The sequence below is a fragment of the Sphingomonas sp. P3_C6 genome (assembly GCF_056402595.1).
Genome location: NZ_JBFUHB010000024.1, coordinates 40,364 through 65,138 on the forward strand (window position 1 = coordinate 40,364; position 24,775 = coordinate 65,138).

A 24,775-nucleotide genomic window follows, 5' to 3' on the forward strand; every position below is an offset into this window, starting at 1 on the left:
TCATACGGTCATCGTCCTACAATGCCCCGGCCAGCGCCAGGACGACGCCCATCACCACCAGGACCAGTCCAATCCCCTCGCTGCGCATCATGCGCTCGCCGAGATAGAAACGCGAGAAGGCGAAGGTGAAGGCCACCTCGACCTGACCGACGATCCGCACCAGCGCGACGGGCGCGGTGGCGAAGCCGGTGAACCAGCAGGCCGATCCCATGGAGGACAGCAGCCCCACCTGCCCCGCGACACGCCATTCGGCGAACACCGTGCGGATCTGGTCGCGCTCGCGCAGGAACAAATAGCTGCCCTGCATCAGGACCTGAAGGCAGACCGTCACCGCCAGCACGATCAGCGCCGCCTGGATCGGATCGGGCGTCGCCACATCCTGGGTCGCCCGGCGGATGCCGATCGCGGTCAGCGCGAAAAAGAAGCCCGAGGCGATGCCGCACAAAGCGGCGGGCTGGCCGAGCGCGCGCAGGAAATCCATCGGCCCCATGCGTTTGCCGCCGGTCGACAGCACCATCACGCCGACGACGCCGCAGCCGATGCCGGCCCAGCTCACCGGGCTCAGTCGTTCGCCCAGCAGCAGGAAGGACAGTGCGGCGCCCTGCACCGCCTCAGTCTTCGAATAAGCGGTGCCAACCACGAAATTGCGATGGCTGAACGCCATGATGAGCAGGTTCGTGGCGATGATCTGCGCCAGCCCGCCCGCCGCGCAGAACAAAGGGAAGGTCGGGCCGAGCGTCGGGAAGCCGCCCGGGGCGAAGAAGGTTTCATAAATGCCCGCGAGGATCAGCGCGAAGGGCAAGCCGTACAGATAGCGCACCAGCCCGGCGGCATTCACCGACATGCTGTGGCTGACGCGCTTCTGCACCGCCGTCCGCCACGCCTGCAGCGCGCCCGCCGTGATGGTGGCGGGAAGCCATATGGGGGATGTGATCATCCCTATTCCTCCCCATGCGAAGCATGGGGAGGGGGACCATTCGCCTCTTCCGGCGAATGGTGGAGGGGAAGGCGCGACAGTTGCTCGTGGCAGACCGCCACTATCCCGCGAGTGACACTGTCAAGATCGTTCAACACTGATAACGCTGGGACCCGCAGCACGCGCAACCCCTGCCGAGCGCACCACGCATCACGTGCTTCATCGCGCGCTGATTGGTCGCCACGGTTGTGCGCCTCGCCGTCTACTTCGATGACGAGCCGCGCTGCAGGACAATAGAAGTCGAACACGAACCTTTCCGCCGGGTGTTGCCGCCGGAATTTGAACTCCTCCGGCTCTCCGCGCAGCCATTGCCACAGGCGCACCTCCGGAGGCGTCATCACACGCCGCAACTTCCTCGCACGTTGCACCATTTTGCGACTGGCCCGCATTTCCCCTCCACCATGCTTCGCATGGTCCCCCTCCCCATCTGCGATGGGGAGGAAAAAAATTGTCTATCGATTGCTGACCGGCCGCGCGTCGACCGTGGTCGCGAGGAACGCGAGGATCGCGGCCCTATCCTTTTTCGAGGTCCAGGTGCCGAGCCGGAACAGCATCGCCCCGAACCCCATCATTCCCAGCGGGATCGCGACAAAGGGCAGGATCGCCTCGAAGGGTGCCGCGGATGAGACCATGCCGGTAAGCGCTATCCCGATGAAGATGGCCAGGAACCCGAACCAGCACCCCATGAAGCCGAACACGCCGGTGGGCGGCCCGATCTTCCCCTCGATCCGGGTGCCGCCGTCCACCGGCTCCATCGTCGCGACCAGCGTGGTCTGGAAGCTATTCTGGACGTTGGGCCGATAATAGAACAACGTCATCGTCTGTTCCGACCCGTTGCCGGTCACGCCCTTGACTGGCTTGGCCGTGCGCCCGCCGAGCACATTCTTCAGCTTCTTCGCGATCGCGTCGGGCGCGAGCGGCGAGGTGAGGACGATGCGGCGGGCCATGGATCAGACGCCTTCCAGCAATTTCTCCCGCGCGATCTTCTCGCGCCAAACGAGCGGCGCGAGCTGGTGGACGTTCTGTCCTTCGCTGTCCACCGCAACCGTCACCGGGAAATCGCTGACCTCGAACTCGTAGATCGCCTCCATGCCAAGATCCTCGAAACCGACGATCTTCGAGCCCTTGATCGCCCGCGCGACGAGATAGGCGGCGCCGCCGACCGCCATCAGATAGGCGCTCTTGTGGTCGCGGATCGCGTCGACCGCGGCCGGGCCGCGCTCGGCCTTGCCCACCATGGCGAGCAGGCCCTGTTCGAGCATCATGCGGGTGAACTTGTCCATGCGGGTCGCGGTGGTGGGGCCGGCCGGGCCGACCACTTCCTCGCCGACCGGATCGACCGGGCCGACATAATAGATCACCCGGCCCTTGAACTCGACCGGCAGCTCCTCGCCGGCATCGAGCATGTCCTTGATGCGTTTGTGCGCTGCGTCGCGCCCGGTCAGCATCTTGCCGTTGAGCAGCAGCCGGTCGCCATGCTTCCAGCTCTGCACCACTTCCGGCGTGAGCGTGTCGAGATCGACCCGGATCGCTGCGCTGTCCGGCTTCCAGTCGACCTTGGGCCATTCGTCGAGCTTCGGCGCCTCCAGATAGACCGGCCCCGAGCCATCGAGCGTGAAATGCGCATGGCGGGTCGCCGCGCAGTTGGGGATCATCGCCACCGGCTTCGACGCGGCATGGGTCGGCCAGTCGAAGATCTTCACGTCGAGGATGGTCGAAAGCCCGCCAAGCCCCTGCGCGCCGATACCGAGCGCATTGACCGCGTCGAAAATCTGGATGCGCAGCGTCTCGATGTCGTTGCGGGGCCCGCGCTGCTTGAGCTGGGCCATGTCGATCGACCCCATCAGGCTTTCCTTGGCGAGCAGCATCGCCTTTTCCGCAGTGCCGCCGATGCCGATGCCGAGCATGCCCGGCGGGCACCAGCCGGCGCCCATCTGCGGGATCATCTCGAGCACCCAGTCGAGGATCGAATCGCTCGGGTTCATCATCTTGAACTTGGACTTGTTCTCCGACCCGCCGCCCTTGGCCGCGACATCGACCGAGACCTTGCTGCCGGGCACCATCTCGACGTGCAGCACGCTCGGCGTATTGTCCTTCGTGTTGCGACGGGTGAAGGCAGGGTCGGCCAGGATCGACGCGCGCAGCTTGTTCTCCGGGTGGAGATAGGCGCGTCGCACGCCCTCATCGACCACTTCCTGCAGGCTCTTCTCGCTCTCCAGCCGGCAGTCCTGGCCCCATTTCACGAAGACGGTGACGATGCCGGTGTCCTGGCAGATCGGCCGGTGACCCTCGGCGCACATCCGGCTGTTCGTCAGGATCTGCGCGATCGCGTCTTTCGCCGCCGGGCTCTGCTCGGCCTCATAGGCGACGCCGAGCGCGCGGATATAGTCCATCGGATGATAGTAGCTGATGAACTGAAGCGCGTCGGCCACGCTCTCGATCAGGTCGGCTTCGCGGATGATGGTGGTCATGTCGGTCGGTTCCAAGGGGTGATTGAGTCGGGATGAGTCGCGGCTGCCTTATGCCCGGCATCGCGCCGGGCCAAGGGGCCGCGAAAAATCGGATTTTCCGATTGCGCGCAAGGAATTTGGCAAGGTTCTCCCGTTAGAGCCTGATCAATGATCGCCCCATTCCACCCCTTTCGCGCCCTGAGCTCGGCCGCCGGCGCGTTGCGGGACGATCTCGCGCCCGCCGCAGACATGGGCGACACGCACCTGGCCACGCTGCGCGGGCAGGTCGATCAGCTTGCCGCCACCTGGCTGTTCGCGTTGGTGGCGCTCATCGCTGCTCCCGTACTGCTCTGGTACGGCGCCTTCCAGCTCGACCGAGCCGACCTTCTGCGCGAAATCGAGCTGCGCGGTGCGATCGGCGTCGGGCTCGGCGTCTTCGCGCTGGCGCTGCTCAGGATCCCGGCGCTCACCCGGTCGTCGCCGCTCGCGCATGTCCGTGCGATGACGCTGATCGGCGCGACGATCGCCGTGCTGCTCTTCTCGCTGCTCGGGATCAGCAGCGAATTCCCGGCCGGTACCGGCCAGCTCGCCAGCTTCGTCACCGTCTTCTCGACCATCATCGTGCTCGTCGTGGTGCTCCATCCCGTGCGCGCGGCGACGATCGGCTTTGCGGCGGCGCTGGTCGCGATGATCACCCTGCAATCCGGCTTCGGCATGGCCAGCGGCATCGCCTTCGCCTTTCTCGCCTGCCTGTCGGTCGCCACCTATCGCCTCGCCCGGCTCGACCGCTCGGCCGCCGGAGACCGCAGTGCGGCCGCGACGCAGGGCAGGATGGCCTCCCGCCTCGTCCAGGAATTCGAAGGACACACGACAGGCTGGTTCTGGCAGACCGACAGCCATGGCAAGGTGACCTATCTGTCGCTCAAGGTCGCGCAGGAGCTGGACACCAGCGAGACCCCGGCAATCGGCCAGGCGCTGACCGCCCTGTTGCGCATGGACAGCGCCTCGCCCGAGACCGAGCGCACCCTGGCCTTCCACCTTTCCTCGCGCACCGCCTTCTCCAATTATTCCGTCCGCCCCGCCGGCAAGGGCAAGCTCGAACGCTGGTGGTCGATCTCGGGTCGCCCGACCGTCGACGAGCTAGGCCGCTTCCAGGGTTTCACTGGCAGCGGCAGCGACCTGACCGAACGCCGCCGCGCCGATGCCGAGATCACCCGCCTCGCCTTGTTCGACGGCCTGACCGGCCTGGCCAACCGCCAGCGCATGCGCCTGTCGCTCGATCAGATGCTCAACCAGCCGAGCGGCACCTATCGCTCGACCTCGCTGCTGCTGCTCGATCTGGACCGGTTCAAGGCAGTCAACGACACGATGGGCCATCAATCGGGCGATGCCCTGCTCAAGCAGGTCGGCCAGCGACTCCAGCGCGCGGTCGGCGAGGCCGGTCTTGTCGGCCGGCTTGGCGGCGATGAATTCCAGGTGGTGCTGCCGAGCGAATCCAGTCGCGAGCGGCTGGCTGAACTGTCGCGCACGATCATCGCCTCGCTCTCCCAGCCCTATTTCATCGACGGCTCCTCGGTCACCATCGGCTGCTCGATCGGCATCGCGATCGCGCCCGAGAACGGCCGCGACGCCGAGACCCTGATCCGCAACGCCGATCTCGCGCTCTATGCCGCCAAGGCCGATGGCCGCGGTATCCATCGCTTCTTCCGTGAAGAGCTGCTGGTCGGGGCACAGAGCCGCAAGCAGCTCGAGGACGATCTGCGCAACGCCTTGGCGCAGGGCCAATTCTATGTAGCCTATCAGCCGGTGGTCAGCACCAGGACAGAACGGATCGTCGGCTATGAAGCGCTGATCCGCTGGGATCATCCGACCCGCGGCGCCGTCTCGCCAGCCGAGTTCGTTCCGGTCGCCGAGGATTGCGGGCTGATCGAGGCGATCGGCGAGTGGGTATTGCGCACCGCCTGCATGGAGGCAGCGAGCTGGCCGAAGGACATTCGCGTCGCGGTCAACGTCTCGCCGATCCAGTTCGCGAATCCGTCGCTGCCCGCCGTCGTCACCAGCGCGCTTGCCAAGTCGGGCATCGCTCCGGCCCGGCTCGAACTGGAGATCACCGAGGGCGTGTTCCTCGACGAGACCGCATCGTCCGAGCAGATGTTCAAGATGCTGAAAGGGATCGGCGTCCGCCTGGCGCTCGACGATTTCGGCACCGGCTATTCGTCGCTCGGCTATCTGAAGAAAGCGCCGTTCGACAAGATCAAGATCGACCAGAGCTTCGTGCGCGGCGCCACCATGGCGGGCAACCGCAACGCCGCGATCATCAAGGCGATCGTCACGCTTGCCGATACGCTCGGCATGGAAACCACTGCCGAGGGCGTCGAGGTGCGGGACGAGATCGCGCTGATCCGCGAGCTCGGCTGCAGCCACATCCAGGGCTATGTCTATGGCAAGCCCGCCCGGGCGGCAGACGTGCTCGCGCAGCTTGCCGCGGCCGGGGGCATGGCGACCGCCTCGGGCTACCGGGTCAGCCGTGCCCCACGCCACTCGATGATCCGCAAGGCCCGGATCACCTCCGGCGACGTCGAGGGCGAGGTCCGCATCCGCAACATGTCGTCGAACGGCGCGATGATCGACGGCGTCGATGTGGATCAGGATGCGATCGGGCTCGATATCATGATCGAGCTGCTCGAGGAGCAGATGTTCCCGGCGAAGATCCGCTGGGCGGCAGAGGGCAAGGCCGGTGTGGAGTTCGCCCAGCATTTCAACATGGAGCGACTGAATCCGCAGACCCCGTCCGCACAGATGCCGCAGCAGAAGCGCTCCGCCTGATCTTCGTCACCGCGGAATGGATGCCGGAACGAGCCCCGGCATGACGGTGGAAGGCCGCCCCTCAATCCCGATCGGTCGGCGCTCCCAGCGGGAACATGTGGCGATATGGCCGCATCTCCTCCAGCACCCGCGCATAGGATGGCCGCGCCAGCAGCCGTGTGCGATATGCCCAGACATTGGCGTATTCCTTCGGGATAGGATGTGTCCAGTCGGCATAAAGCAATGCCGGCGCCGCCGCGCAGTCTGCCATGCTGAACGCCTCGCCCGCGGCCCATTCGCGGCCCTCCATCCAGCGGTCGAGCACGGCATAGGCGTCGTCGAGCATCGCCTTCGCCTGCGCCACGCCGTACGGATCGTGCGTGCCTTCCGGGCGGATGAAGTCGAACACGACCCGCCCCTGGCTGTTCATGACATAATTGTCGAAGAACCGGTCCATCAAGCGCACCTCGATCGCCGCATCGGCATCCTCGGGGATCAGCCTGACCGGCCCGGGATAATGCAGGCCAAGATATTCGATGATGACGCTGGCTTCGGGCAGGATCCTCTCGTCGTCCGTGAGCAGCGGGAAGCGCTTCATCGGCCACAGGGAGGCCCATTCGCCCGCCACCGGTTCGCTGCCGTCGAGCAGCTTATACTCGAACGGGATGTCGTTCTCGTAAAAAGCCATCAGCGCCTTGTGGCAATAGGAGGACAGCGGATGGGCATAGAGCTTGAGTGTCATGCCGGTCTCTCCTTACTGCTTCGTCAGCACGATATGCGTGGCGTTCTCGCCCAGAACCTGCTGGCCTACTTTATAGCCGAGCGCCGGCAGATCGAGCCCGGCGAACAGCGGCTCGCCCTTGCCCAGCACCACAGGTGATATCGCGAGATGCGCTTCGTCGATCGCACCGAGGGTCAGATAGTCGCGGATCGTCGCGGCGCCGCCGCCGATACGGATGTCGCGGTCGCCGGCCGCCTGCCGGGCAAGCCGCAGCGCCTCTTCGGCGCCTTCGGTGACGAAATGGAAGACGGTGCCGCCCTGCATCTCGAGCGGCGGACGGGCATGATGCGTGAGGACGAACACCGGGCAGTGATAGGGCGGCGTATCGCCCCACCAGCCCTCCCAGCCGTCATCGGACCAGTCGCCGCGGCTGTGCGCGAACATGTTGCGGCCCATGATCCAGGCGCCGAGACCCTCCATCGAGCGGGCGGCGAACCCCTCGTCCACGCCGGTCGATCCACCTTCCTGACCGAACATCGTGCGAAAGGTCCTGGTGGCGAAGGCCCATCCATGCAGCTCCTCGCCGCGCACGCCCAAAGGGTTTGCCAGGCTCTGGTCGACGCCCGCGCCGAAGCCGTCCACCGATATCGAATAAGCGTTTACGCGAACCCTGGTCATCGCCCTCTCCTCATAAACCGCTTGCGAATCAAAACCGGTTGCCTTCTACCAAACCGGTTCTACATTGCAACCAGCCATGGCGATCCATATCGAAGATCCGCGATCGGGCTGTCCGATCAACCTCACCATCCAGACGCTAGGCGATCGCTGGAGCCTGATTATCATCCGCGACATCATGTTCGGCAATCGCCGCCATTTTCGCGAACTCCTCTCGCGCTCGGAGGAAGGGATCGCCTCCAACATTCTGGCGGATCGCCTTAAAAAGCTCGTCGCGGCGGGCTTTCTCGCCATCACCGACGATCCAAGCCACAAGCAGAAGCATTTCTACAGCCTGACCGAGCCCGCGATCCAGCTCGTGCCGCTGATGGCGCATCTGGGCGCCTGGGGGCGGCGGCACCTGCCCGTCACCCCCGACCTCGCGATCCGCGCGCAGCTATTGGAGGAAGGCGGGCCGGAGATGTGGGCCGATTTCATGGACGAGCTGCGCACCGAGCATCTCGGCACGCCACCCACCGGGCGACCGAGCGTCGCCGGGCGGCTGCAGGCGGCCTATGAGGCGATGAAGAGGGAGTAGGGTCAGCCCCACCCCCACCCACAGCCGTCACCCCGGACTTGTTCCGGGGCCCATCCATCCGCGGGCGCATAGGTCAATCATGTGCGTCGCGCCTCGCCGCAGAATGGATGCCGGAACAAGTCCGGCATGACGAAGGGGGAGGGTTCGGTGCTTATCCCGCGCTGTTCCCGACGGGCGCAGCCGGTGCCGGAGCAGCCGCAGCCGCAGCCGCATCCGCAGGAGGAGGGGGCGGCGGCGGGCCAGCCTCGGGCCCGCGCGGACCGTCACGACCCGGCCCACCGGGACCGTCACGGCCAGGCCCGTCCGGTCCGCCGTGACGCCCGCCAGGCCCAGGCCCCATCGGCCCAAGCGGCGTCACCTTGCCGTCAGTCCCGACCAGGAAGGACGCGCGCAGCACGCCGTCGCGGTTCCAGCCCTGGACGGTCACCGTCGATCCGGCGGCGACCAGCCCATCCGACCGCGGCCCGCCTTCGATCATCGTACGCCCGCTCGCATCGGCCAGGATGAAGTTCGATCCATAGACGTCGCCCACCTTGCCGCGCACCGTGACCAGCCCCTCGCCGGTCTTCAGCGAGGCGATCGCCACGGGGGTCAGCGGCGCCACCTCGATCGTCGGCCCGGCAAGACGCGCGGCGGTCGCGCCCACTGCGCCGCCGGCGCCAAGCAGGACAAGGGCGGCAAGTCCGGCGCGCAGCGAAAGCTTGCGGGCGGGCTTGACGGTAATGTCTTCGGTCATTGATCTCACTCCATCGGTTCACGATGAAACCGTGATAGCCATTGGCGCCAACGCCCCGCTGAACCTCCCCGTTCAGTTTCGGTTTAAAGCTGGAGCCTAGCGACAAAGTGCTATCCCCTCCCCGTTCGGGCTGAGCTCGTCGAAGCCTTGCTCTTCTTTCTGCCCGCCAAGGACGAGCTCAGGACGAACGGAAGGGTCGCCGACGAGAAAGGAGTCGCATGCGCATCTTGCTGGTCGAGGACGATACCGCGCTCGCCGACGGCATCGCCCGCGCGCTGAGGGCGGAGAATTTCGCCGTCGACATCGCCGCCAATGGCGAGGACGGCGCGCATCTCGGCGACACGGGCATCTACGACGCCGCCGTGCTCGACCTGGGCCTCCCCATAAAGTCCGGCATCGCGGTGCTGAAGGAATGGCGCGCCGCCGGGCGCAGCCTGCCCGTCCTCATCCTCACCGCACGCGATGGCTGGTCGGACAAGGTCGAGGGCTTCCGCGCCGGCGCCGACGATTATCTGACCAAGCCGTTCCGCGTCGAGGAGCTGGTCATGCGCCTGCGCGCCCTCATCCGCCGTGCCGCCGGCCATTCCGCCACGCTCATCAGCTGCGGACCGCTCAGCTTCGACGCCCAGACCGGCCAGTTCGAGCTCGACCGTCTGCCCCTAAAGCTCACCGCGCTCGAATGGCGAATCCTCTCGGCGCTGATGCTGCGCAAGGAGACGGTGATCGACCGGCTCGACCTGCTCGAGCATGTCTATGAAGGCGATGCCGATCCCGATTCCAACTCGCTCGAGGTGATCATCGGCCGGCTGCGGCGCAAGATCGGCCGCGACCTGATCGAGACGGTGCGTGGCCGCGGCTATCGCCTGACGGAAACGCAACCGTGAGGGTGATGCCCCGCTCCCTGTTCGGCCGCCTCGCCGCGCTTGCCGCCATCGCCACCATCGCGGCGCTCGCCTTTGCCGCACTGGCGATCGGCGCCGTGCTCGAGCGCTTCGTCATGCAGGGCCTCGACCAGCGCCTCGACGCCCAGGTCGCGCTGCTCGCCACGGCGATCGGCCCTGACGGCAAGGTCGATCGGGGCCGCATCGTCTCACCGGCCCCGTTCGGCCGGGCCGGTTCCGGCTGGGGCTGGCGGATCGACGCACCCGCCGGCACCATCGCCTCGGCCGACCTGCCCCGGATAGACGAGCCCCGCGTCGACCAGCCCCCGCCGCCCGAACCGGACGGCCATCGCCGCCGCCGGCACGATGAGGGGGAACCCTATCCGCTCGACTGGCGCGACGCGACGGGCGCCGATCGCCACGCCCGCAGCCTGACTGTCCAGACCAGCGCCGGCCCGGTGCGCATCGCCGCCTCCGCCCCCCGCGAGATCGTCGAGCGGCCCCTGCGTGCCGCCATGGCGCCGTTGCTCGGCTCGCTCGCCCTGCTCGGCATCGCGCTCGCGACCGCGACCCTGGTGCAGCTCCGCCTCGGCCTGCGCCCGCTCGGCGCGCTGCGGCAATCGCTCGCCGCCGTGCGCGCCGGCCGGGCCGATGCCGTGCCGGCGGATCAACCGGCCGAGCTCAGGCCGCTCGCCGAGGAACTCAACGCCCTGCTCGCCGAGAATGCCGCCGCCCTCGCCAATGCCCGCGGCCATGTCGCCAATCTCGCCCATGGGCTGAAGACTCCGCTCGCCGCGCTCGCGCTCGGCCTGCGCGGGCGGGACTGCGACCCGGACGGCATGATGGCCGCCGAGGTCGAGCGCATGGACCGCTCGATCCGCCACCATCTCGGCCGCGCCCGCGCCGATTCCTCGGGCGGTGCGGCGCGGCGGCGTACTCCGCTCGAACCGGCCATCGACGGCATCGCCGACGCGCTCGGGCGGATCCATGCCGACCGCGCCATCGCCTTTTCCCGCTCGGTCTCCCCGGGTCTCGCTCTGGCGATCGATCCGCAGGACCTGGACGAGCTGCTCGGCAATCTGCTCGACAATGCGTGGCGCTGGGCGACCGGGCGAATCGCGCTGACCGCCGGGCCGGGACCGGATGGCCGCGCGCACATCACGATCGAGGATGACGGCCCCGGCATCCCGGCCGGGGACCGCGCCGAGGCGCTGCGACCGGGCCGCCGACTCGACGAAAGCGGTGACGGCCATGGATTCGGCCTGTCGATCGTGCGCGAGCTGGCGGAGCTCCATCGCGGCACCCTGGCGCTCGACGCGGCACCCGGTGGGGGGCTGCGCGCCACCATCGGGCTGCCCATGGCCGCGCCGGACCCAATGTGAAAATTTAGTCATGTTCGGCGTTCGTTCTCTTGCGTTTCACGAAGCCCGCAGAACTCCGCGCGTCGCTGCACTGCATCGTTTCGCCGATGCCACGAACCGACTCAAATTAGCGACGAACCGAGTCTCCTAAATGTCATTTACCGTCTTGCGCCCCCGCGCGAATGGGCACAATCTGTAGGGGTTGAGTTCGGGGGCGAACCCAAGAACTGGTAGAACGACGACCGCGACCCCATATTGCGGACTGCATCAGACCCGTGCCCTAAGGTACGGGCAAGGCATAGTTTGTCCTCCTTCAATCGCCCCTGAAATGATATCATGGGGGTTCGCCCCCGATTCGAACGGACCGGGAACACCAGGGCAAGGTGCCGAGGCAGCCGGTCGTGTATGTTTGATGGAAAAGACAGGGGCAGAGCGATGGATTTCAGAGATACCCAGGAGGCAAGCGTACCCATGGCCACTGACGCGATCGAGGCGGCTATAAGCGCCCCGGAAACCTCTCAGGCGAGCTCTGCGCCCGCCAAGACCGGCGGCGCCGATCGCAAGCTCGACGCGCGCGGCGATTCGAAGGAAGTGAAGGCGCAGCTCTATCCGGTCGAGGTCGATCATTCGCGCGACGCGCTGCTCACCGATTTCGGCAAGGATACGCTGAACGACCGCTATCTGCTCCCGGGCGAGCGCTATCAGGACCTGTTCGTCCGTGTCGCATCGGCCTATGCCGATGACGCCGCACACGCGCAGCGCCTCTACGACTATATCTCGCGCCTGTGGTTCATGCCCGCCACGCCGGTCCTGTCGAACGGCGGCACCGGCCGCGGCCTGCCGATCAGCTGCTTCCTCAACTCGGTGCCGGACAGCCTGAACGGCATCGTCGACACCTGGAACGAGAATGTGTGGCTCGCCTCGCGCGGCGGCGGCATCGGCACCTATTGGGGTAACGTCCGCGGCATCGGCGAGCCGGTCGGCCTGAACGGCAAGACCAGCGGCATCATCCCGTTCGTGCGCGTGATGGATTCGCTGACGCTCGCGATCAGCCAGGGCAGCCTGCGCCGCGGCTCGGCCGCCTGCTATCTCGACATCTCGCACCCGGAGATCGAGGAGTTCCTCGAAATCCGCAAACCGTCGGGCGACTTCAACCGCAAGGCGCTGAACCTGCACCACGGCGTACTGATCACCGACGCCTTCATGGAAGCCGTCCGCAACGGCGAGGAATGGACCCTCACCAGCCCGAAGGACGGGTCGGCCCGCGCCGTCGTCGATGCGCGCTCGTTGTTCCAGAAGCTGGTCGAGACCCGCCTCGCCACCGGCGAGCCCTACATCATCTTCTCCGATCACGTGAACAAGGCGATGCCCAAGCATCACCGCGATCTCGGCCTCAAGGTCTCGACCTCGAACCTCTGCTCGGAAATCACCCTGCCGACCGGCAAGGACCATCTCGGCAACGACCGCACCGCGGTCTGCTGCCTGTCCTCGCTCAACTTCGAGACCTGGGACCAGTGGAAGGGCGAGAAGGGCTTCATCGAGGACGTGATGCGTTTCCTCGACAATGTCCTGCAGGACTTCATCGACCGTGCCGAGCCGGGCATGGAGCATGCCGCCTATTCGGCGATGCGCGAGCGGTCGGTCGGTCTTGGCGTGATGGGTTTCCACAGCTTCCTCCAGGCCCGCGGCCTCGCCTTCGAAGGCGCGATGGCCAAGAGCTGGAACCTGAAGATGTTCAAGCACATCAAGGCCCAGGTCGACGAAGCATCGATGCAGCTCGCGATCGAGCGCGGTCCCTGCCCCGACGCGGCCGACATGGGCGTGATGGAGCGGTTCAGCTGCAAGATGGCGATCGCGCCGACCGCGTCGATCAGCATCATCTGCGGCGGCGCCTCGGCCTGCATCGAGCCGATCCCGGCGAACGTCTATACCCACAAGACGCTGTCCGGCTCCTGGTCGATCCGCAATCCGTATCTCGAAAAGCTCCTCATCGAGAAGTCGAAGAACTCGGACGCGGTGTGGAACTCGATCCTCGAACAGGGCGGTTCGGTCCAGCATCTCGACTTCCTCACCCAGGAGGAGAAGGACTGCTACAAGACCAGCTTCGAGATCGACCAGCGCTGGCTGATCGAGCTCGCCGCCGATCGCACGCCCTATATCGACCAGTCGGCCTCGCTGAACCTGTTCATCCCGGCCGACGTCGAGAAATGGGACCTGCTGATGCTGCACTTCCGCGCATGGGAGCTCGGCATCAAGTCGCTCTATTATCTCCGCTCGAAGAGCATCCAGCGCGCCGGCTTTGCGGGTGGGGTGGAAGCCGACAACACGATCGACCTGCGCGAGATCCAGGTCGAATCGAAGGATTATGACGAGTGCTTGGCTTGTCAGTGAGGTGGCGTCTTTAAGTCCCCCTCACCCTTCCGCGCCTTCGGCGCTCCCTCCCTCTCCCACAAGGGGAGAGGGAAATGATGGGACGCACCTTCTAAACTCCTCTCCCCTTGTGGGAGAGGAAGGGGCCCGCGCGAAGCGTGGGAAGGTGAGGGGGAATGCAGAAGGACTAACGAAACGCCAGCTGCTGCCCTCGACCACGACCGCCCGAGCAAGAGCGTTGCGACGGGACCCGACAGAAGCGGAGAAGCTCCTATGGCGTGTGCTGCGCGAAGCCTTTCCGCACGCCAAATTCCGGCAGCAAGTTCCCATGGGCACATATTTCGCCGACTTCTGCTCGTATGGGGCGAAGCTGATCGTCGAGGTTGATGGCGGCCAGCATGCCGAAAATGCCGCTTACGACGCCCAGCGTACGCGCTTCCTTGAAGACGAGGGCTACAAGGTCCTGCGCTTCTGGAACAACGATGTCTTGGAAAACATGGGCGGCGTAATCGCAACGATCGCCCCGCATATCCCTTCTCCCCTTGCGGGAGAAGATGGCCCGAAGGGCCGGATGAGGGGGAGTCGCACGCGGTGACCTCGGCCCCCTCACCCTCCCATGCTTCGCATGGGCCCCTCCCTCTCCCACAAGGGGAGAGGGGAATTAGCTCAAGCCTCTTCCTCGAACGTCACCGCCACATCGGCGTTGGCGCTGAGCCGCACCTTGTCGCCCTCGACATCGGCCACCAGGCCGAGCGGGATGAAGTGATGGTGCCCCTCATGGGCGCCTTCGCCGCTGTCGGCCTTGGTCAGCTTGATCCGGCCTTCCTCGACATGATCGACCGTACCGACATGGACGCCATCGGCGCCGATGACTTCCATATGTTCCTTGATTGCGCTTGCGTCGGCCATGAGCATTCCTCCTTCGTTACGGATGCGGCCTCTCAACGCGCGCGAGGCCGATTCGATGCACGATTCCGGGAGGCCACGCCATGTTGGTGACGATCGCCTGTTTCTGCCTGTTCCTCGCCCTGCTGGTGACCATGGTCGCGGCCCGCGACGCGGGGAAAGACGTGTTCACCGGCGCGTCCCGCAGCCTGTATCCGAGGACCGTCGCATGAACGCCCGCCTGCGCCTTTTCGCCGCCATCGCGCTCGCCGCGAGCCTCTCGGCGTGCGCGCACCAGATCGGCTCAGCGGTCCAGCCCTCGGCGCCCGGCTTCCTGCTCGGCCTGTGGCACGGCTTCATCTTCCCGGTGGCATGGATCCTGTCGCTCTTCATGCCCGACGTCGCGGTTTATGCCGTGCCGAACAATGGCGGCTGGTATGATTTCGGCTATTTCATCGGCATCGTGTTCTTCGGCGTCGGATCGCACCGCGGATCGAAGACCGTCTATGTGAAGAGCCGGCGCGGATGAACCGTGCGCCGCTCATCATGACCATGGTCGCCGCGGCCGCTGGGGTCGGCGGGCTGGTCGTGTTCACGCGCCCTGCGCTGACCGAGGGCGCCGTCTATGCGCGCCGCATCGCCGGCACCATGTTGCTCGCGCTGGCACTGCTGCTCGGCCGCTTCGCCTGGGCGCTGAATTCCTGGGGAGGGTCGCAGTGAACCTGTGGCTCATCCTCACCCCCTCATTCGCGTGGCTCGCCGCCGGCACGTTCGGCATCGGCTTGATCAGAACGCGGCCCGAAACCATGTGGAAGGGGCTTTTCTCGACGTTCACGTCGACCCCGCCGCCCTACGATCCTGACTCAATAGGACACCGCTTTCAGGGGCTCTTCTGGAAAACCATCGGCTGGTCGCTGGTCGCAGCCGCCACCTTCGTCACCATCATGTCCATCCTGGTCGCGGTCGGCGCCATGCCTCCCGCCAGTAACTAAGGAACGTCCCATGTCCCTTCTCGAAGCCCGCAAGCAGTACAAGCCGTTCGAATACCCCTGGGCGTTCGATTTCTGGAAGCGTCAGCAGCAGATCCACTGGATGCCGGAGGAAGTGCCGCTCGGCGAGGATTGCCGCGACTGGGCGCAGAAGCTGAGCGACCATGAGCGCAACCTGCTCACCCAGATCTTCCGCTTCTTCACCCAGGCGGATGTCGAGGTGCAGGATTGCTATCACGAGAAATATGGCCGCATCTTCAAGCCGACCGAGATCAAGATGATGCTCGCCGCCTTCTCCAACATGGAGACGGTGCACATCGCGGCGTACAGCCACCTGCTCGACACCATCGGCATGCCCGAGAGCGAATATGGCGCCTTCCTCGAATATAGCGAGATGAAGGACAAGCACGATTACCTGCAGGGCTTCGGCGTCGACACCGACGAGGATATCGCCAAGACGCTGGCGATGTTCGGCGGCTTCACCGAGGGGCTTCAGCTCTTCGCCAGCTTCGCGATGCTGATGAACTTCCCGCGCTTCAACAAGATGAAGGGCATGGGCCAGATCGTGTCGTGGAGCGTCCGCGACGAGAGCCTGCACTGCGAGGGCATCATCAAGCTGTTCCACGCCTTCTGCAAGGAGCGGGATTGCCTGACCAAGGCAGTCAAGTCGGACATCCGCGAGATGTGCCAGACGACCGTGCACCTGGAAGACAATTTCATCGATCTCGCCTTCGAGATGGGCCCGGTCAACGGCATGACGCCCAAGGAGATCAAGAAGTATATCCGCTACATCGCCGACTGGCGGCTGGGCCAGCTCGGCCTGAAGCCGATCTACATGATCGACGAACACCCCCTGCCCTGGCTCGCCCCGCTGCTCAACGGCGTGGAGCACGCCAACTTCTTCGAACAGCGCGCGACGGAATATTCCAAGGCCGCGACCCGCGGGAACTGGAACGAAGTGTGGGACGGGTTCGACAAGCGGCAAAAGGCGAAGGGCGGCAAGCCTGCGAATGAGGATGCCGGGGATGCGGCGGGCGGCGGGGATATGTTCTCGCAGGCTGGCGTGGCGGCGGAGTAAGAAACGCCAGATATCCCTATCGGCAGAGGGAATTTACTTCGGGGAAAATTAGACAATGGCCGACGAAGGCGATTTAGCAGCATTGCACGCCGGCGAAGTGGATTTAGTGCAAGCAGATTTTCGTGGGGCGTCGCTTGTTGGCCTCGATATGCGCAATCGCGACTTCAGCAGAGCTAAATTTGGGAAAGCAGACCTCAGCAACGCAAATCTTTCTGGTTCAATTTTAACCGGAGCGGAATTCACTCAAGCACGAGTTACCAATGCGCGACTGGATAAATGCACTGCGCTAAGCACAGGGTTCGTTCACACGGACTTTACAAAATCGAGCTTCCGTGAAGCTCGATTTCATAGCTCTATTTTCCACACCTGTCTTTTTTGAGGGCGCCGACTTTAGTGGCGCGGACTTTAGTAACGCGAATATGATAACAGACAATCGCCTTAACGGAGCCATATCGAATATGGCCACAATATTTGATGGAGCACAAATATTGCGGCCACAGATTGATTTGCCGATTTTTAGTAACTATCGGCTCAAAAGAGGCACACTTGTACGGCACCAAGAACATAAAATTCCGATCCAAAACTATGAAGAAAATGGGGTCGCGGATATATTATCCGCCGTACAGGCGGCTGAAGAGGCATTACGGGATCTAATCAACGCAATTCCAGCAGCGCAGGCTCATGGCACAATCGGCCATAATGAACCCCCAATAGAATTCGCGCTGGGTCCTGCCGATCTTACGGAGGCAGCCGCAACGCTGGAAGTTATTAAGACACAAACTTTGAATCCAACACCGGATATCGACACTCTTCAGCTTAACAGGAAGCGCGTAACCGAGTACGCCCTTAGAACCGCTAAATGGGCCGCATTAAAAGCCGACAATTTTACAGAAGAATTTGTTAAATCTCTTGGGCAGAAAGCAGCATCTCCTACAGGATTACTTGCCATCGCTCTAATATTTAGCGGGAGATGGACAGCCCTTGCGGACTTAATCATCAAGTATTTCGGGTAAATGCCTTATGTGGAGAGGACGTAAAATGAGCGTCCCAGCGCTCATCCGAAATCCTGCACAAAGGCGTCGATCTCGTGATCGTCCGCTTGCCATTCCTCTCCCCTGACCTCGACCAGCGCGATCAAGCCCAGCAGCGACACCGGCTCTTCCGCTACGAAACGGTTCTGCCCCTTTTCCGCGATCATCATGTCGCCACTCGTTGTCACGACAAAACCCTTGGACAGGATCGCAAGATAGGCCGGCGTCATTGTGTTCGCGGCTAGGCTGATTTGCATTCATTCTCTCCGGAGCAATGCCTCTCAAAGCGGGCGCAGGCCGCAATCCTCCAATGTCCCCCTTGCAGGAAACTCGGCAAGAGCATGCCTTAACTGCCCTGCCGCGATGGCAAGAGCAGGCCCCACCGCAACGTCGAAGCCGTGCTTGTCCCAGTCGCCACCGCGCTTGGCCCAGGGTGGCGCCGACTCAAGGGCAAAGCTGACCCTGATCGCGCCATTCGAAGGACCGTGGAAATCAAGGTTTGGCTCTATGAAGCTGCATCCTTTGCCGCTCCCTTGCCCTCGCGCCGATGCTTCCAGCCAGTCGGCGAGCCGGACGACTTCGAAGGTGGTGAGGCATGGATCCCGGAAACGCCACTCCCGGCCCAACAACGTCACGTGCCCCTCCACGATGAGCCAGTTCGCATCAAGGTCCATCTGCTCACGCGTCGGAAACTGATACTGCACGATCGACAGCTCGACCGAACCGTCATCCCCCTCGAGGGTCACCAGTCTGGATTGAACGCCGCGATCGTTGATCATTGCGCTTGTCGTCCCAACCCCGCCAGCCACCGAAGTCTCTCGCGCTCCAGCCGGATCCGCCGGTCGGACCAGCCATGATCCGTCGCGACATAAGCGATGCCGTTGATCGCCACGCCGCCGCTCAGGATATGCAGCACCTCCATCCGCGCGGGGTGCGCCGCATCCCGCACCGAATCGGCGAAGATCGCCGCAGGCACCTCCTGCGCCGCCGCCTGCTGGCCCGTCGCGATGACGGCCGCCGCGACCGCGGCCACGATCCACATTCTCATTGGCCTTCCCCATCCCACCTATGCTGCCTCATATCCGGCATCGACGCGGCGGACGCCAGCGAACAGGCGGCCCATCGCGACCGCTCGGTCCTGATTACCAGGGCCCCGGATTGGATGGCGCAAGCAAGGTCAGCGACTGGAGCGCGGGGCCGAAATTATTCTGGGACGTGCAGCCGGTGGCGTTCGAAACCTCGATCGTCACATTGTTGGTGCTGCTGAGCGCGGTCAGCGCCGTTGCGAGCATTCCCTGACCAGCCGGCGTGTTCAGGGGAAAGGTGAAAGCCGTCGTACCGCAGACTCCTGCGGTCGCCGTGGTGAGCAAGACGGAATCACTGCTGGGCGGGTTTGAATAGATCCTCACGCCCTGGATCTTCACCGGCGTGGAATAGGAACCGGCCTGAGCGAACTGTCCCGGAAGCAGCACCGTCGTCGCGGCAGCAAGGCAGGTCAGTCCCCAAAATCGCTTCGTCATCCGATACCCCCATTTCGGGAAGCCATCGCGCTGTCCCGCCGCCCCGCTTCCTGACCGATTTTCGCCGGACGTCATACCGGGGGGCCGCCGAATTGAAGTCACTCCGGATGTAATTGATGCGAAAGGACGTCCACGTCCCGTGACGACCGGCGCAAACCCGCCATCATCACATGTGCCGGACAAGTCCGGAGGGGCATGACAAAAGTCCCGAGCCCACCGCGCCCTTTTTCGTGCGATTCCCCTCGTGAAAACGCACCAAAGCGCCCCGCACGCGCCCCGACTTTTGTCACACGCGACATGACAAGCAGCATATCGGCTGCATGCCCCGCCCTCCCACACCGCCGCCATTCATGCGATAGCCATCCGCCCTTCCCTACCCCATGCGCATCGCTCAAGGAGAGGCCAGCATGACCGAAGCGCCCGCCCGGCCGGCAAATCTCTGCGATTTCGGCGCGGTCGTGAACGGCCCGCCGGAAAGCAGCGGCGCCACCTCCCTGGCGCTCAACGCCTTTGGCCGCTGGGCCCGCATCGAATCGGCCGCCGGCCGCGCGGTGCATGTCGTCGTGCCGCCGGGCACCTATCATTTCGACCAGACCGTCGCCGTGAATTGCTTCAAGGGCATCAAAACCCTGGTCTTCTCCGCCCATGGAGCGACCTTCCTCCAGACCGCGCCGACCGGTTTTCCCTGGCCGGTCGGCTGTGACACGTTGCTGTATCGCAACGCCGTCAACCCGCTGATCCGCGCGGCGAAAAAGGGGGACACCCGTATCGTCGCGGTGATCCCGTCGCAGATCAGCCAATATGCGCCCGGCGAGATGGTGATGATCGCCGGGCAGGATATCCAATATGGCGGCTACCCGCCCAATCTCTACCGCTTCGATTTCGTCCGCGCGAAGACGGTCGACCCGGCCACCGGGGTGCTCACCTTCGATCCGCCGCTCAGCTATGACTACCGGCCGGATTACCCCTCCTATCCGCCGCAGAACAAATGGGACGGGTCGCGCATCTACAAGCTCGATCGCAACGGCTTCACCTGGGATATCGATCACAGTTTCGTCGGGCTCACCTGCCGCCACGCGGGCGAGGCGCACAGCAACTACATCCTGGCGATGGGCCGCAAGATCACCTTCCGCGATTGCGACACGCCGGGCTTCGCCGAGAGCATCTGCGAGACGTTCCTCGCCGAGCGTTGCGTGGAGCGAATCCATAGCGAGCCCGACAAGCTGGTGAAGACCTCGGTCCGTCGGGGCGGACAGCTCCTGGCGGGCATCGGCATGCAGAGCGCCAGCGTCGATCGTGTCACCCTGGAAGACTGCCGGATCAAACTGCTGGGCATCGGCGGGAAGCGGCTCACCGTCAGCAACTGCGACATCGCGGTGCTGGGGTTTGGCGGCTTGCTCGGCTTCAACGACGAGACGATCCTCGAAAACTGCCGGATCGACGTCGCCCGCTATTGCTTCCCTTACATGCCGACGGGCAGCCGCTACAATCATGTCGACGGGATCAACGTCACCTATGCAAACGGCGTCTTCAAGGTGCTGAAGAACAACCTTTCCGGCATCGCCGATGGTGGGGGAATGGCGAACTGGAACATGTTGCCGGGCCAGCCCCTCGCCTTTTGCCGGGGCCGGCCGGGCGATGCGACGCAGAACGGCTCGCACATCGCGAGCGACATCGGCGCCGGTGTCGTCGTCTCGGTGGAGGATCGCCCCGATGCCCTCATGATCGCCACCACGCTGAAGGCCCGCGAAGTCCCCGCCTGGTCGTCGGGCCAGGTCTTCGTGAAGCGCCGCAATGCCCCTGCCTTCCGCAACTGCACCGGGGCGGAGCCGGTCCGCATCGCCTCGGAAGCGGCAAGGGCGGGCCGGAACTTCGGCGAGTATTTCCGCTATCTCCTGAACGCGAAGACCATCGCGCAGGGCCAGGTGCTTGGCGGCCGCACCGGCCGGCTGGTACGGCTCTACGCCAATGTCATCAAACCGATGAGCGGGACGCCCGGCGCCCTGCTCTCCCTCAGCGAGCTTGGCGCCTATCGCGCGAGCACCATGGGATCGCCCGGCCATTACCAGATCGACATCGACCTCACGATCGCGGGCAAGCGGGACTTCACCACCGCGGCCCTGCGTGGCCGCGTCGGGAACGACCGGGTCGTGCATGACGGAAGCCCCCAGCCGGGCCTGCCCGCCGATCTATGGTGCGACAACGGCATGCCCGGCCTGTTCTGCACCGGCGCGCCCTTTACCGGCAACCCTGCCGCTGCGCCGATCATCGACCTCATCTTCGAATTCGATGTCGGGCTTCTGGCCAAGCACACCGTCCTTCGCCTGTAGTAGCGCCGGGACGCCCGACGAAACAGTCGCTCAGGCGGCGGCGCGCAACGTCACCGCAACCGATTTGTAGGACGGCGTCCCGCTCGCCCCGTCGAAATCGTCGAGCGCGATCAGCCGGTTCGCCTCGGGATAATAGGCCGCGACCGATCCGCGCGCGATGCCATAGGCGACCGCCGTCTGGCCGGCGAGCACCCGGTCGCCCGCCACCACGTCGATCCGGTCGCCATGCGCCAGGCCCTGCGCCGCAAGATCCTCGGCATTGACGAACACCACGTCGCGCCGCCCGGTGATACCGCGATAGCGATCGTTCAGGCCGTAGATGGTCGTGTTGTACTGATCGTGGCTGCGCACCGTGGTCAGGGTCAGCGGGCCGTTCGCCCTGCCGTCATCCTCGTCGGTGCCGGGGAAGACGATGAAATGCGCCTTCTTGTCCGGCGTATCCCATTCACGGTTCGAGGCGCCGACGCGCAGGCGGAAACCGCCCGGTGTGCGGATCCGCGCGTTGAAATCGAAGAAGTCGGGAAACACCGCCTCGATCTTGTCGCGGATCCGGTCGTAATCGGCGACCAGGGCGTCCCAATCGACCCTGGTCTGCGGGATCGCCGCCTTTGCGATGCCGGCGATGATCGCCGGTTCCGACAACAGGCTCGGCGATACAGGCTTCAGCCTGCCGCGCGAGGCATGGACCATCGACATGGAATCCTCGACCGTCACCGCCTGGACGCCGCCGGCCTGGACATCCTGCTCGGTGCGGCCGAGACAGGGCAGGATCACGCTTTCCTTCGCCACGAGCAGGCAGGTGCGGTTGAGCTTGGTGCAGATCTGCACCGAGAGGTCGAGTGTGCGGAAGGCGGCGAAGCTGGCCTCCGGATCGCTCATCGCCACTGCCAGATTGCCGCCCAGCCCGATGAACCCTTTGGCCGATCCGTCGCGCATCGCCGCCACCGCCGCGACGGCATCATGGCCGTGCTTGCGCGGCGCCGAGATGCCGAACGCCGTGTCGAGCCGCGCGAGGAACGCCTCGCCCGGAATCTCGGTGATGCCGACGGTGCGGTCGCCCTGCACGTTGCTGTGTCCGCGCAAGGGGCAGATGCCCGCGCCCGGCTTGCCGATATTCCCGCGCAGCAGCAGCAGATTGGCGAGCTGCTGGACATTCTCGGTGCCGTGTCGGTGCTGGGTCAGCCCCATGCCGTAACAGACGATCACCCGCTCGGCCTGCCAATAGGTCCGCGCCATGCTCTCGATCGCCTCGCGGCCCAGGCCCGACCGGCGCTCGATCACCGCCCAATCGGTCGCCTCGACATCGGCCTGCACCGCCTCGATACCAATGGTGTGTTCCGCGATGAAAGCCCGGTCGAGCAGCCCGTCGCCACCGGTATCGAGATCGACCCGGTCGGCCTCGAACAGGGCCTTCATCATGCCCTTGAACATCGCGGTGTCGCCGCCGACCCTGACCTGGTGATAGGCCGAGGCGAGTTGGGTCGCGCCGAGGCTCAGCATCTCGACCGGGTTCTGTGGCGCCTCGAACCGCTCCAGCCCACGCTCGCGCAGCGGGTTCGCAACGACGATCGGCACGCCGCGCCGCGACACCTCGCTCAGCGTGGTCAGCATGCGCGGATGGTTGGTGCCCGGATTATGCCCGATGCAGAACACCGCATCGGCCAGCGCGAAATCCTCGAGCGTCACGGTGCCCTTGCCGACGCCGATCGATTTGGGCAGCCCGACGCTGGTCGCCTCGTGGCACATGTTCGAACAATCGGGGAAATTGTTGGTGCCGAACTCGCGCGCCATCAGCTGGTAGAGAAACGCCGCCTCGTTCGATGCACGGCCCGAGGTGTAGAATTCCATCCGGTCGGGATGATCGAACGCCTGCATCGCCGCACCGACGCGCGCGAACGCCTCCTCCCAGCCGATCGGCACGAAATGGTCGGTCGCCGGATCATAGCGCAGCGGATGAGTCAGCCGCCCGGCATCCTCGAGCGCATGGTCGCTCCACTCGAACAGCTCGGCCACGCTGTGGCGGGCGAAGAAATCCGGATCGACGCGCTTCGCGGTCGCCTCCCAGGTCACCGCCTTGGCGCCATTCTCGCAGAACTCGAACGACGACGTATGTTTGGGGTCCGGCCAGGCGCAGCCCGGGCAGTCGAAGCCGTCGGGCTGGTTCATCTGCAGCAGCGCGCGCGTATCGGTGCTGGCGCCCATCTGGCTGCGCACTGCCTGCGCGACCGCCTTCAGCGCACCCCAGCCGCCGGCCGGGCCGTCATAGGCTTTCACGCCTCGCGGATTCGCTCCGGTGGGATCGCCCTTCGCCATATCGACCTCCAGCATACGCCGCCGGTCGGATCGCCCGGCGGATCAGGAAACGGATATTCACGCGAGCGCGGCTTCATGCAACGGCAACCGGCCATTCCTATACGAAAGAGTGATCGCAGCGGCGATGGAGCCTTTTGACTCCAGCGCCGTTCACGCAAGCACTCATGACCAGAATCCTTCTCCTGCTCGTCGCCCTCGTCCCCGGCCCCGCCCTTGCGGCGACTCCGGCCGATACCACCGCCGCAGCGCTCGCGCGTTGTCTGGACGCCGCCGACAACGCCTCGACCGCGGGGCAGACCCAGTGCGAGGCGGACGCAGCGCACGCTTATGATCGCCGGATGAATAGCGCCTACACCGCCCTGATGCGCACCCTGCCCGCGCCGGCCGCGCAACGCCTTCGCCTCGCCCAGCGTGCCTGGCTCGCCTTCCGTTCGGCCGAGGCCGATGCGCGCCTCGCACTCTATTCGACCCGGAGCGGCACCATGTACGTGCCGATGGCGGCAGCCAGCGCGACCAATGTGGTCGGCGATCGCGCGCTCCAGCTCGAAACCTATCTGCGCATCATGCGGATCGACGGCTAGACTCGGCCGGCTCTTCCGCCGGCTCGCGCCGTTTGATCTTGCGAATCTCGGCGAGCTGCCCCTGCAGGATCGTCAGCGCGTCCTCCTCGTCGCTGCTCAGCCCCTTCAGCTCGACATGCCGGATCAACACCTCGAGCGCATCGCCGATCCGGCCGAGCTGGCGGCCATAGCTGCCCACCTCGTCCAGGATCTGCTGCTCGACCTCAGGCTTCGGCGTCGAGCCGAGATCGATGTTGATGAAACCGAACTGCGCGCCCTGCTGGTAGAAGCTCATCGGGTTGATCGCCTGCCACAGCTGCTGCGGCGCCAGGGAGAATTGAAACGACTTCATGCGTGCCTCCGTCTCGAACCGGCGACAGGCTAGCCGGAATTCGCTGCGTCGCGGCACGGCTTGCGACCAAAGACCGACCAGCCGCCACCCCGCAATTCCGTGTCGCTGCCGCGGCCGCACGTGACGGCAAGAGTCCCTCATCGGCAGCTATGGCGCATGGCCATC

29 protein-coding genes are annotated in these 24,775 nt (G+C 65.0%); 15 read left to right on the forward strand and 14 right to left on the reverse strand.

Annotated elements, in window-relative coordinates:
- Nucleotides 1-16: 16 nt before the first annotated feature.
- The 4 genes from AC1DT7_RS18805 to AC1DT7_RS18820 form a co-directional block, all read right to left on the reverse strand.
- Nucleotides 17-937, reverse strand: coding sequence for a DMT family transporter (locus tag AC1DT7_RS18805; RefSeq protein WP_478037711.1), 921 nt, complete (start codon nt 935-937; stop codon nt 17-19).
- 2 nt (nt 938-939) lie between these two features.
- Complete coding sequence (locus AC1DT7_RS18810; protein ID WP_478037712.1) at nt 940-1,365, reverse strand: endonuclease domain-containing protein; 426 nt, start codon at nt 1,363-1,365, stop codon at nt 940-942.
- A 63-nt stretch (nt 1,366-1,428) separates the two neighbouring features.
- A complete protein-coding gene (locus tag AC1DT7_RS18815) occupies nt 1,429-1,923 on the reverse strand; it encodes a hypothetical protein (RefSeq protein ID WP_478037713.1) in 495 nt (164 codons plus the stop codon).
- Nucleotides 1,924-1,926: 3 nt separating this feature from the next.
- A complete protein-coding gene (locus AC1DT7_RS18820) occupies nt 1,927-3,447 on the reverse strand; it encodes a fumarate hydratase (RefSeq protein WP_478037714.1) in 1,521 nt (506 codons plus the stop codon).
- A 147-nt stretch (nt 3,448-3,594) separates the two neighbouring features.
- Between AC1DT7_RS18820 and AC1DT7_RS18825 the strand changes: the two genes are divergently transcribed.
- The gene (locus AC1DT7_RS18825) at nt 3,595-6,252 is read left to right on the forward strand and encodes an EAL domain-containing protein (protein WP_478037715.1); all 2,658 of its coding nucleotides are present in this window, start codon (nt 3,595-3,597) and stop codon (nt 6,250-6,252) included.
- A gap of 61 nt (nt 6,253-6,313) precedes the next feature.
- Here the strand turns inward: AC1DT7_RS18825 and AC1DT7_RS18830 are convergent, their stop codons facing one another.
- Together AC1DT7_RS18830 and AC1DT7_RS18835 are read right to left on the reverse strand one after the other, a co-directional pair.
- Entirely contained in the window at nt 6,314-6,973 is a 660-nt protein-coding gene (locus AC1DT7_RS18830) for a glutathione S-transferase family protein (protein ID WP_478037716.1), read from the reverse strand.
- A gap of 12 nt (nt 6,974-6,985) precedes the next feature.
- Nucleotides 6,986-7,630, reverse strand: a complete 645-nt coding sequence (locus tag AC1DT7_RS18835; RefSeq protein WP_478037717.1) for a dihydrofolate reductase family protein — start codon at nt 7,628-7,630, stop codon at nt 6,986-6,988.
- A gap of 76 nt (nt 7,631-7,706) precedes the next feature.
- Here AC1DT7_RS18835 and AC1DT7_RS18840 point away from each other — a divergent pair, with 76 nt between their 5' ends.
- The gene (locus tag AC1DT7_RS18840; RefSeq protein ID WP_478037718.1) at nt 7,707-8,204 is read left to right on the forward strand and encodes a winged helix-turn-helix transcriptional regulator; all 498 of its coding nucleotides are present in this window, start codon (nt 7,707-7,709) and stop codon (nt 8,202-8,204) included.
- 151 nt (nt 8,205-8,355) lie between these two features.
- Here AC1DT7_RS18840 and AC1DT7_RS18845 read toward each other — a convergent pair whose 3' ends face one another.
- The gene (locus AC1DT7_RS18845; RefSeq protein WP_478037719.1) at nt 8,356-8,940 is read right to left on the reverse strand and encodes a hypothetical protein; all 585 of its coding nucleotides are present in this window, start codon (nt 8,938-8,940) and stop codon (nt 8,356-8,358) included.
- A 218-nt stretch (nt 8,941-9,158) separates the two neighbouring features.
- Here AC1DT7_RS18845 and AC1DT7_RS18850 point away from each other — a divergent pair, with 218 nt between their 5' ends.
- From AC1DT7_RS18850 to AC1DT7_RS18865, 4 genes are all read left to right on the forward strand, one after another.
- Nucleotides 9,159-9,824 carry a response regulator gene (locus tag AC1DT7_RS18850; RefSeq protein WP_478037720.1) on the forward strand — a complete coding sequence of 222 codons (666 nt, stop codon included), beginning with the start codon at nt 9,159-9,161 and terminating at the stop codon, nt 9,822-9,824.
- A 5-nt stretch (nt 9,825-9,829) separates the two neighbouring features.
- Entirely contained in the window at nt 9,830-11,203 is a 1,374-nt protein-coding gene (locus AC1DT7_RS18855; protein ID WP_478037751.1) for a sensor histidine kinase, read from the forward strand.
- Between the two features lie 414 nt (nt 11,204-11,617).
- Entirely contained in the window at nt 11,618-13,573 is a 1,956-nt protein-coding gene (locus AC1DT7_RS18860; RefSeq protein WP_478037721.1) for a ribonucleoside-diphosphate reductase subunit alpha, read from the forward strand.
- A complete protein-coding gene (locus tag AC1DT7_RS18865; RefSeq protein ID WP_478037722.1) occupies nt 13,548-14,147 on the forward strand; it encodes an endonuclease domain-containing protein in 600 nt (199 codons plus the stop codon). The genes AC1DT7_RS18860 and AC1DT7_RS18865 overlap by 26 nt, the downstream gene beginning before the upstream one ends.
- Before the next feature lie 71 nt (nt 14,148-14,218).
- Here AC1DT7_RS18865 and AC1DT7_RS18870 read toward each other — a convergent pair whose 3' ends face one another.
- Nucleotides 14,219-14,461, reverse strand: coding sequence for a DUF2171 domain-containing protein (locus AC1DT7_RS18870; RefSeq protein WP_478037723.1), 243 nt, complete (start codon nt 14,459-14,461; stop codon nt 14,219-14,221).
- A gap of 80 nt (nt 14,462-14,541) precedes the next feature.
- On the opposite strand from AC1DT7_RS18870, the gene AC1DT7_RS18875 reads away from it, so the two are divergent.
- The 7 genes from AC1DT7_RS18875 to AC1DT7_RS18905 are packed head-to-tail and all read left to right on the forward strand — an operon-like array spanning nt 14,542 to nt 17,517.
- A complete protein-coding gene (locus tag AC1DT7_RS18875) occupies nt 14,542-14,670 on the forward strand; it encodes a hypothetical protein (protein WP_478037724.1) in 129 nt (42 codons plus the stop codon).
- Nucleotides 14,667-14,966, forward strand: coding sequence for a hypothetical protein (locus tag AC1DT7_RS18880; protein ID WP_478037725.1), 300 nt, complete (start codon nt 14,667-14,669; stop codon nt 14,964-14,966). Before AC1DT7_RS18875 ends, AC1DT7_RS18880 begins: the two co-directional genes overlap by 4 nt.
- On the forward strand, nt 14,963-15,157 hold the full coding sequence (locus AC1DT7_RS18885) for a hypothetical protein (RefSeq protein ID WP_478037726.1): 195 nt from the start codon (nt 14,963-14,965) through the stop codon (nt 15,155-15,157). The genes AC1DT7_RS18880 and AC1DT7_RS18885 overlap by 4 nt, the downstream gene beginning before the upstream one ends.
- Nucleotides 15,154-15,429, forward strand: coding sequence for a hypothetical protein (locus tag AC1DT7_RS18890; protein WP_478037727.1), 276 nt, complete (start codon nt 15,154-15,156; stop codon nt 15,427-15,429). The genes AC1DT7_RS18885 and AC1DT7_RS18890 overlap by 4 nt, the downstream gene beginning before the upstream one ends.
- 10 nt (nt 15,430-15,439) lie before the next feature.
- A complete protein-coding gene (locus tag AC1DT7_RS18895; protein ID WP_478037728.1) occupies nt 15,440-16,504 on the forward strand; it encodes a ribonucleotide-diphosphate reductase subunit beta in 1,065 nt (354 codons plus the stop codon).
- A 55-nt stretch (nt 16,505-16,559) separates the two neighbouring features.
- On the forward strand, nt 16,560-16,883 hold the full coding sequence (locus AC1DT7_RS18900; protein ID WP_478037729.1) for a pentapeptide repeat-containing protein: 324 nt from the start codon (nt 16,560-16,562) through the stop codon (nt 16,881-16,883).
- A complete protein-coding gene (locus AC1DT7_RS18905; RefSeq protein ID WP_478037730.1) occupies nt 16,837-17,517 on the forward strand; it encodes a pentapeptide repeat-containing protein in 681 nt (226 codons plus the stop codon). Before AC1DT7_RS18900 ends, AC1DT7_RS18905 begins: the two co-directional genes overlap by 47 nt.
- Before the next feature lie 41 nt (nt 17,518-17,558).
- Here AC1DT7_RS18905 and AC1DT7_RS18910 read toward each other — a convergent pair whose 3' ends face one another.
- The 4 genes from AC1DT7_RS18910 to AC1DT7_RS18925 all read right to left on the reverse strand — a co-directional run bounded on the left by AC1DT7_RS18910 (nt 17,559) and on the right by AC1DT7_RS18925 (nt 19,055).
- Nucleotides 17,559-17,792, reverse strand: a complete 234-nt coding sequence (locus tag AC1DT7_RS18910) for a hypothetical protein (protein WP_478037731.1) — start codon at nt 17,790-17,792, stop codon at nt 17,559-17,561.
- A 24-nt stretch (nt 17,793-17,816) separates the two neighbouring features.
- Nucleotides 17,817-18,314, reverse strand: coding sequence for a WapI family immunity protein (locus tag AC1DT7_RS18915; protein WP_478037732.1), 498 nt, complete (start codon nt 18,312-18,314; stop codon nt 17,817-17,819).
- Nucleotides 18,311-18,583: a hypothetical protein gene (locus AC1DT7_RS18920; RefSeq protein ID WP_478037733.1), complete on the reverse strand. Its 273-nt coding sequence runs from the start codon at nt 18,581-18,583 to the stop codon at nt 18,311-18,313. The genes AC1DT7_RS18915 and AC1DT7_RS18920 overlap by 4 nt, the downstream gene beginning before the upstream one ends.
- 94 nt (nt 18,584-18,677) lie before the next feature.
- Nucleotides 18,678-19,055: a hypothetical protein gene (locus AC1DT7_RS18925; RefSeq protein ID WP_478037734.1), complete on the reverse strand. Its 378-nt coding sequence runs from the start codon at nt 19,053-19,055 to the stop codon at nt 18,678-18,680.
- A gap of 407 nt (nt 19,056-19,462) precedes the next feature.
- Between AC1DT7_RS18925 and AC1DT7_RS18930 the strand changes: the two genes are divergently transcribed.
- On the forward strand, nt 19,463-21,385 hold the full coding sequence (locus AC1DT7_RS18930) for a hypothetical protein (RefSeq protein ID WP_478037735.1): 1,923 nt from the start codon (nt 19,463-19,465) through the stop codon (nt 21,383-21,385).
- Between the two features lie 30 nt (nt 21,386-21,415).
- Here AC1DT7_RS18930 and AC1DT7_RS18935 read toward each other — a convergent pair whose 3' ends face one another.
- Entirely contained in the window at nt 21,416-23,698 is a 2,283-nt protein-coding gene (locus tag AC1DT7_RS18935) for an FdhF/YdeP family oxidoreductase (RefSeq protein ID WP_478037736.1), read from the reverse strand.
- A 164-nt stretch (nt 23,699-23,862) separates the two neighbouring features.
- Between AC1DT7_RS18935 and AC1DT7_RS18940 the strand changes: the two genes are divergently transcribed.
- Complete coding sequence (locus AC1DT7_RS18940; protein ID WP_478037737.1) at nt 23,863-24,279, forward strand: lysozyme inhibitor LprI family protein; 417 nt, start codon at nt 23,863-23,865, stop codon at nt 24,277-24,279.
- Here the strand turns inward: AC1DT7_RS18940 and AC1DT7_RS18945 are convergent.
- Nucleotides 24,260-24,610 carry a hypothetical protein gene (locus AC1DT7_RS18945; protein WP_478037738.1) on the reverse strand — a complete coding sequence of 117 codons (351 nt, stop codon included), beginning with the start codon at nt 24,608-24,610 and terminating at the stop codon, nt 24,260-24,262. The genes AC1DT7_RS18940 and AC1DT7_RS18945 overlap by 20 nt on opposite strands.
- Nucleotides 24,611-24,775 lie beyond the last annotated feature (165 nt).

Coding starts and splice junctions, on each gene's coding strand:
- AC1DT7_RS18805 (WP_478037711.1), bottom strand. CDS start 937: ATGATCACATCCCCCATATGGCTTCCCGCCACCATCACGGCGGGCGCG.
- AC1DT7_RS18810 (WP_478037712.1), bottom strand. CDS start 1,365: ATGCGGGCCAGTCGCAAAATGGTGCAACGTGCGAGGAAGTTGCGGCGT.
- AC1DT7_RS18815 (WP_478037713.1), bottom strand. CDS start 1,923: ATGGCCCGCCGCATCGTCCTCACCTCGCCGCTCGCGCCCGACGCGATC.
- AC1DT7_RS18820 (WP_478037714.1), bottom strand. CDS start 3,447: ATGACCACCATCATCCGCGAAGCCGACCTGATCGAGAGCGTGGCCGAC.
- AC1DT7_RS18825 (WP_478037715.1), top strand. CDS start 3,595: ATGATCGCCCCATTCCACCCCTTTCGCGCCCTGAGCTCGGCCGCCGGC.
- AC1DT7_RS18830 (WP_478037716.1), bottom strand. CDS start 6,973: ATGACACTCAAGCTCTATGCCCATCCGCTGTCCTCCTATTGCCACAAG.
- AC1DT7_RS18835 (WP_478037717.1), bottom strand. CDS start 7,630: ATGACCAGGGTTCGCGTAAACGCTTATTCGATATCGGTGGACGGCTTC.
- AC1DT7_RS18840 (WP_478037718.1), top strand. CDS start 7,707: ATGGCGATCCATATCGAAGATCCGCGATCGGGCTGTCCGATCAACCTC.
- AC1DT7_RS18845 (WP_478037719.1), bottom strand. CDS start 8,940: ATGACCGAAGACATTACCGTCAAGCCCGCCCGCAAGCTTTCGCTGCGC.
- AC1DT7_RS18850 (WP_478037720.1), top strand. CDS start 9,159: ATGCGCATCTTGCTGGTCGAGGACGATACCGCGCTCGCCGACGGCATC.
- AC1DT7_RS18855 (WP_478037751.1), top strand. CDS start 9,830: ATGCCCCGCTCCCTGTTCGGCCGCCTCGCCGCGCTTGCCGCCATCGCC.
- AC1DT7_RS18860 (WP_478037721.1), top strand. CDS start 11,618: ATGGATTTCAGAGATACCCAGGAGGCAAGCGTACCCATGGCCACTGAC.
- AC1DT7_RS18865 (WP_478037722.1), top strand. CDS start 13,548: ATGACGAGTGCTTGGCTTGTCAGTGAGGTGGCGTCTTTAAGTCCCCCT.
- AC1DT7_RS18870 (WP_478037723.1), bottom strand. CDS start 14,461: ATGGCCGACGCAAGCGCAATCAAGGAACATATGGAAGTCATCGGCGCC.
- AC1DT7_RS18875 (WP_478037724.1), top strand. CDS start 14,542: ATGTTGGTGACGATCGCCTGTTTCTGCCTGTTCCTCGCCCTGCTGGTG.
- AC1DT7_RS18880 (WP_478037725.1), top strand. CDS start 14,667: ATGAACGCCCGCCTGCGCCTTTTCGCCGCCATCGCGCTCGCCGCGAGC.
- AC1DT7_RS18885 (WP_478037726.1), top strand. CDS start 14,963: ATGAACCGTGCGCCGCTCATCATGACCATGGTCGCCGCGGCCGCTGGG.
- AC1DT7_RS18895 (WP_478037728.1), top strand. CDS start 15,440: ATGTCCCTTCTCGAAGCCCGCAAGCAGTACAAGCCGTTCGAATACCCC.
- AC1DT7_RS18900 (WP_478037729.1), top strand. CDS start 16,560: ATGGCCGACGAAGGCGATTTAGCAGCATTGCACGCCGGCGAAGTGGAT.
- AC1DT7_RS18910 (WP_478037731.1), bottom strand. CDS start 17,792: ATGCAAATCAGCCTAGCCGCGAACACAATGACGCCGGCCTATCTTGCG.
- AC1DT7_RS18915 (WP_478037732.1), bottom strand. CDS start 18,314: ATGATCAACGATCGCGGCGTTCAATCCAGACTGGTGACCCTCGAGGGG.
- AC1DT7_RS18920 (WP_478037733.1), bottom strand. CDS start 18,583: ATGAGAATGTGGATCGTGGCCGCGGTCGCGGCGGCCGTCATCGCGACG.
- AC1DT7_RS18925 (WP_478037734.1), bottom strand. CDS start 19,055: ATGACGAAGCGATTTTGGGGACTGACCTGCCTTGCTGCCGCGACGACG.
- AC1DT7_RS18930 (WP_478037735.1), top strand. CDS start 19,463: ATGACCGAAGCGCCCGCCCGGCCGGCAAATCTCTGCGATTTCGGCGCG.
- AC1DT7_RS18935 (WP_478037736.1), bottom strand. CDS start 23,698: ATGGCGAAGGGCGATCCCACCGGAGCGAATCCGCGAGGCGTGAAAGCC.
- AC1DT7_RS18940 (WP_478037737.1), top strand. CDS start 23,863: ATGACCAGAATCCTTCTCCTGCTCGTCGCCCTCGTCCCCGGCCCCGCC.
- AC1DT7_RS18945 (WP_478037738.1), bottom strand. CDS start 24,610: ATGAAGTCGTTTCAATTCTCCCTGGCGCCGCAGCAGCTGTGGCAGGCG.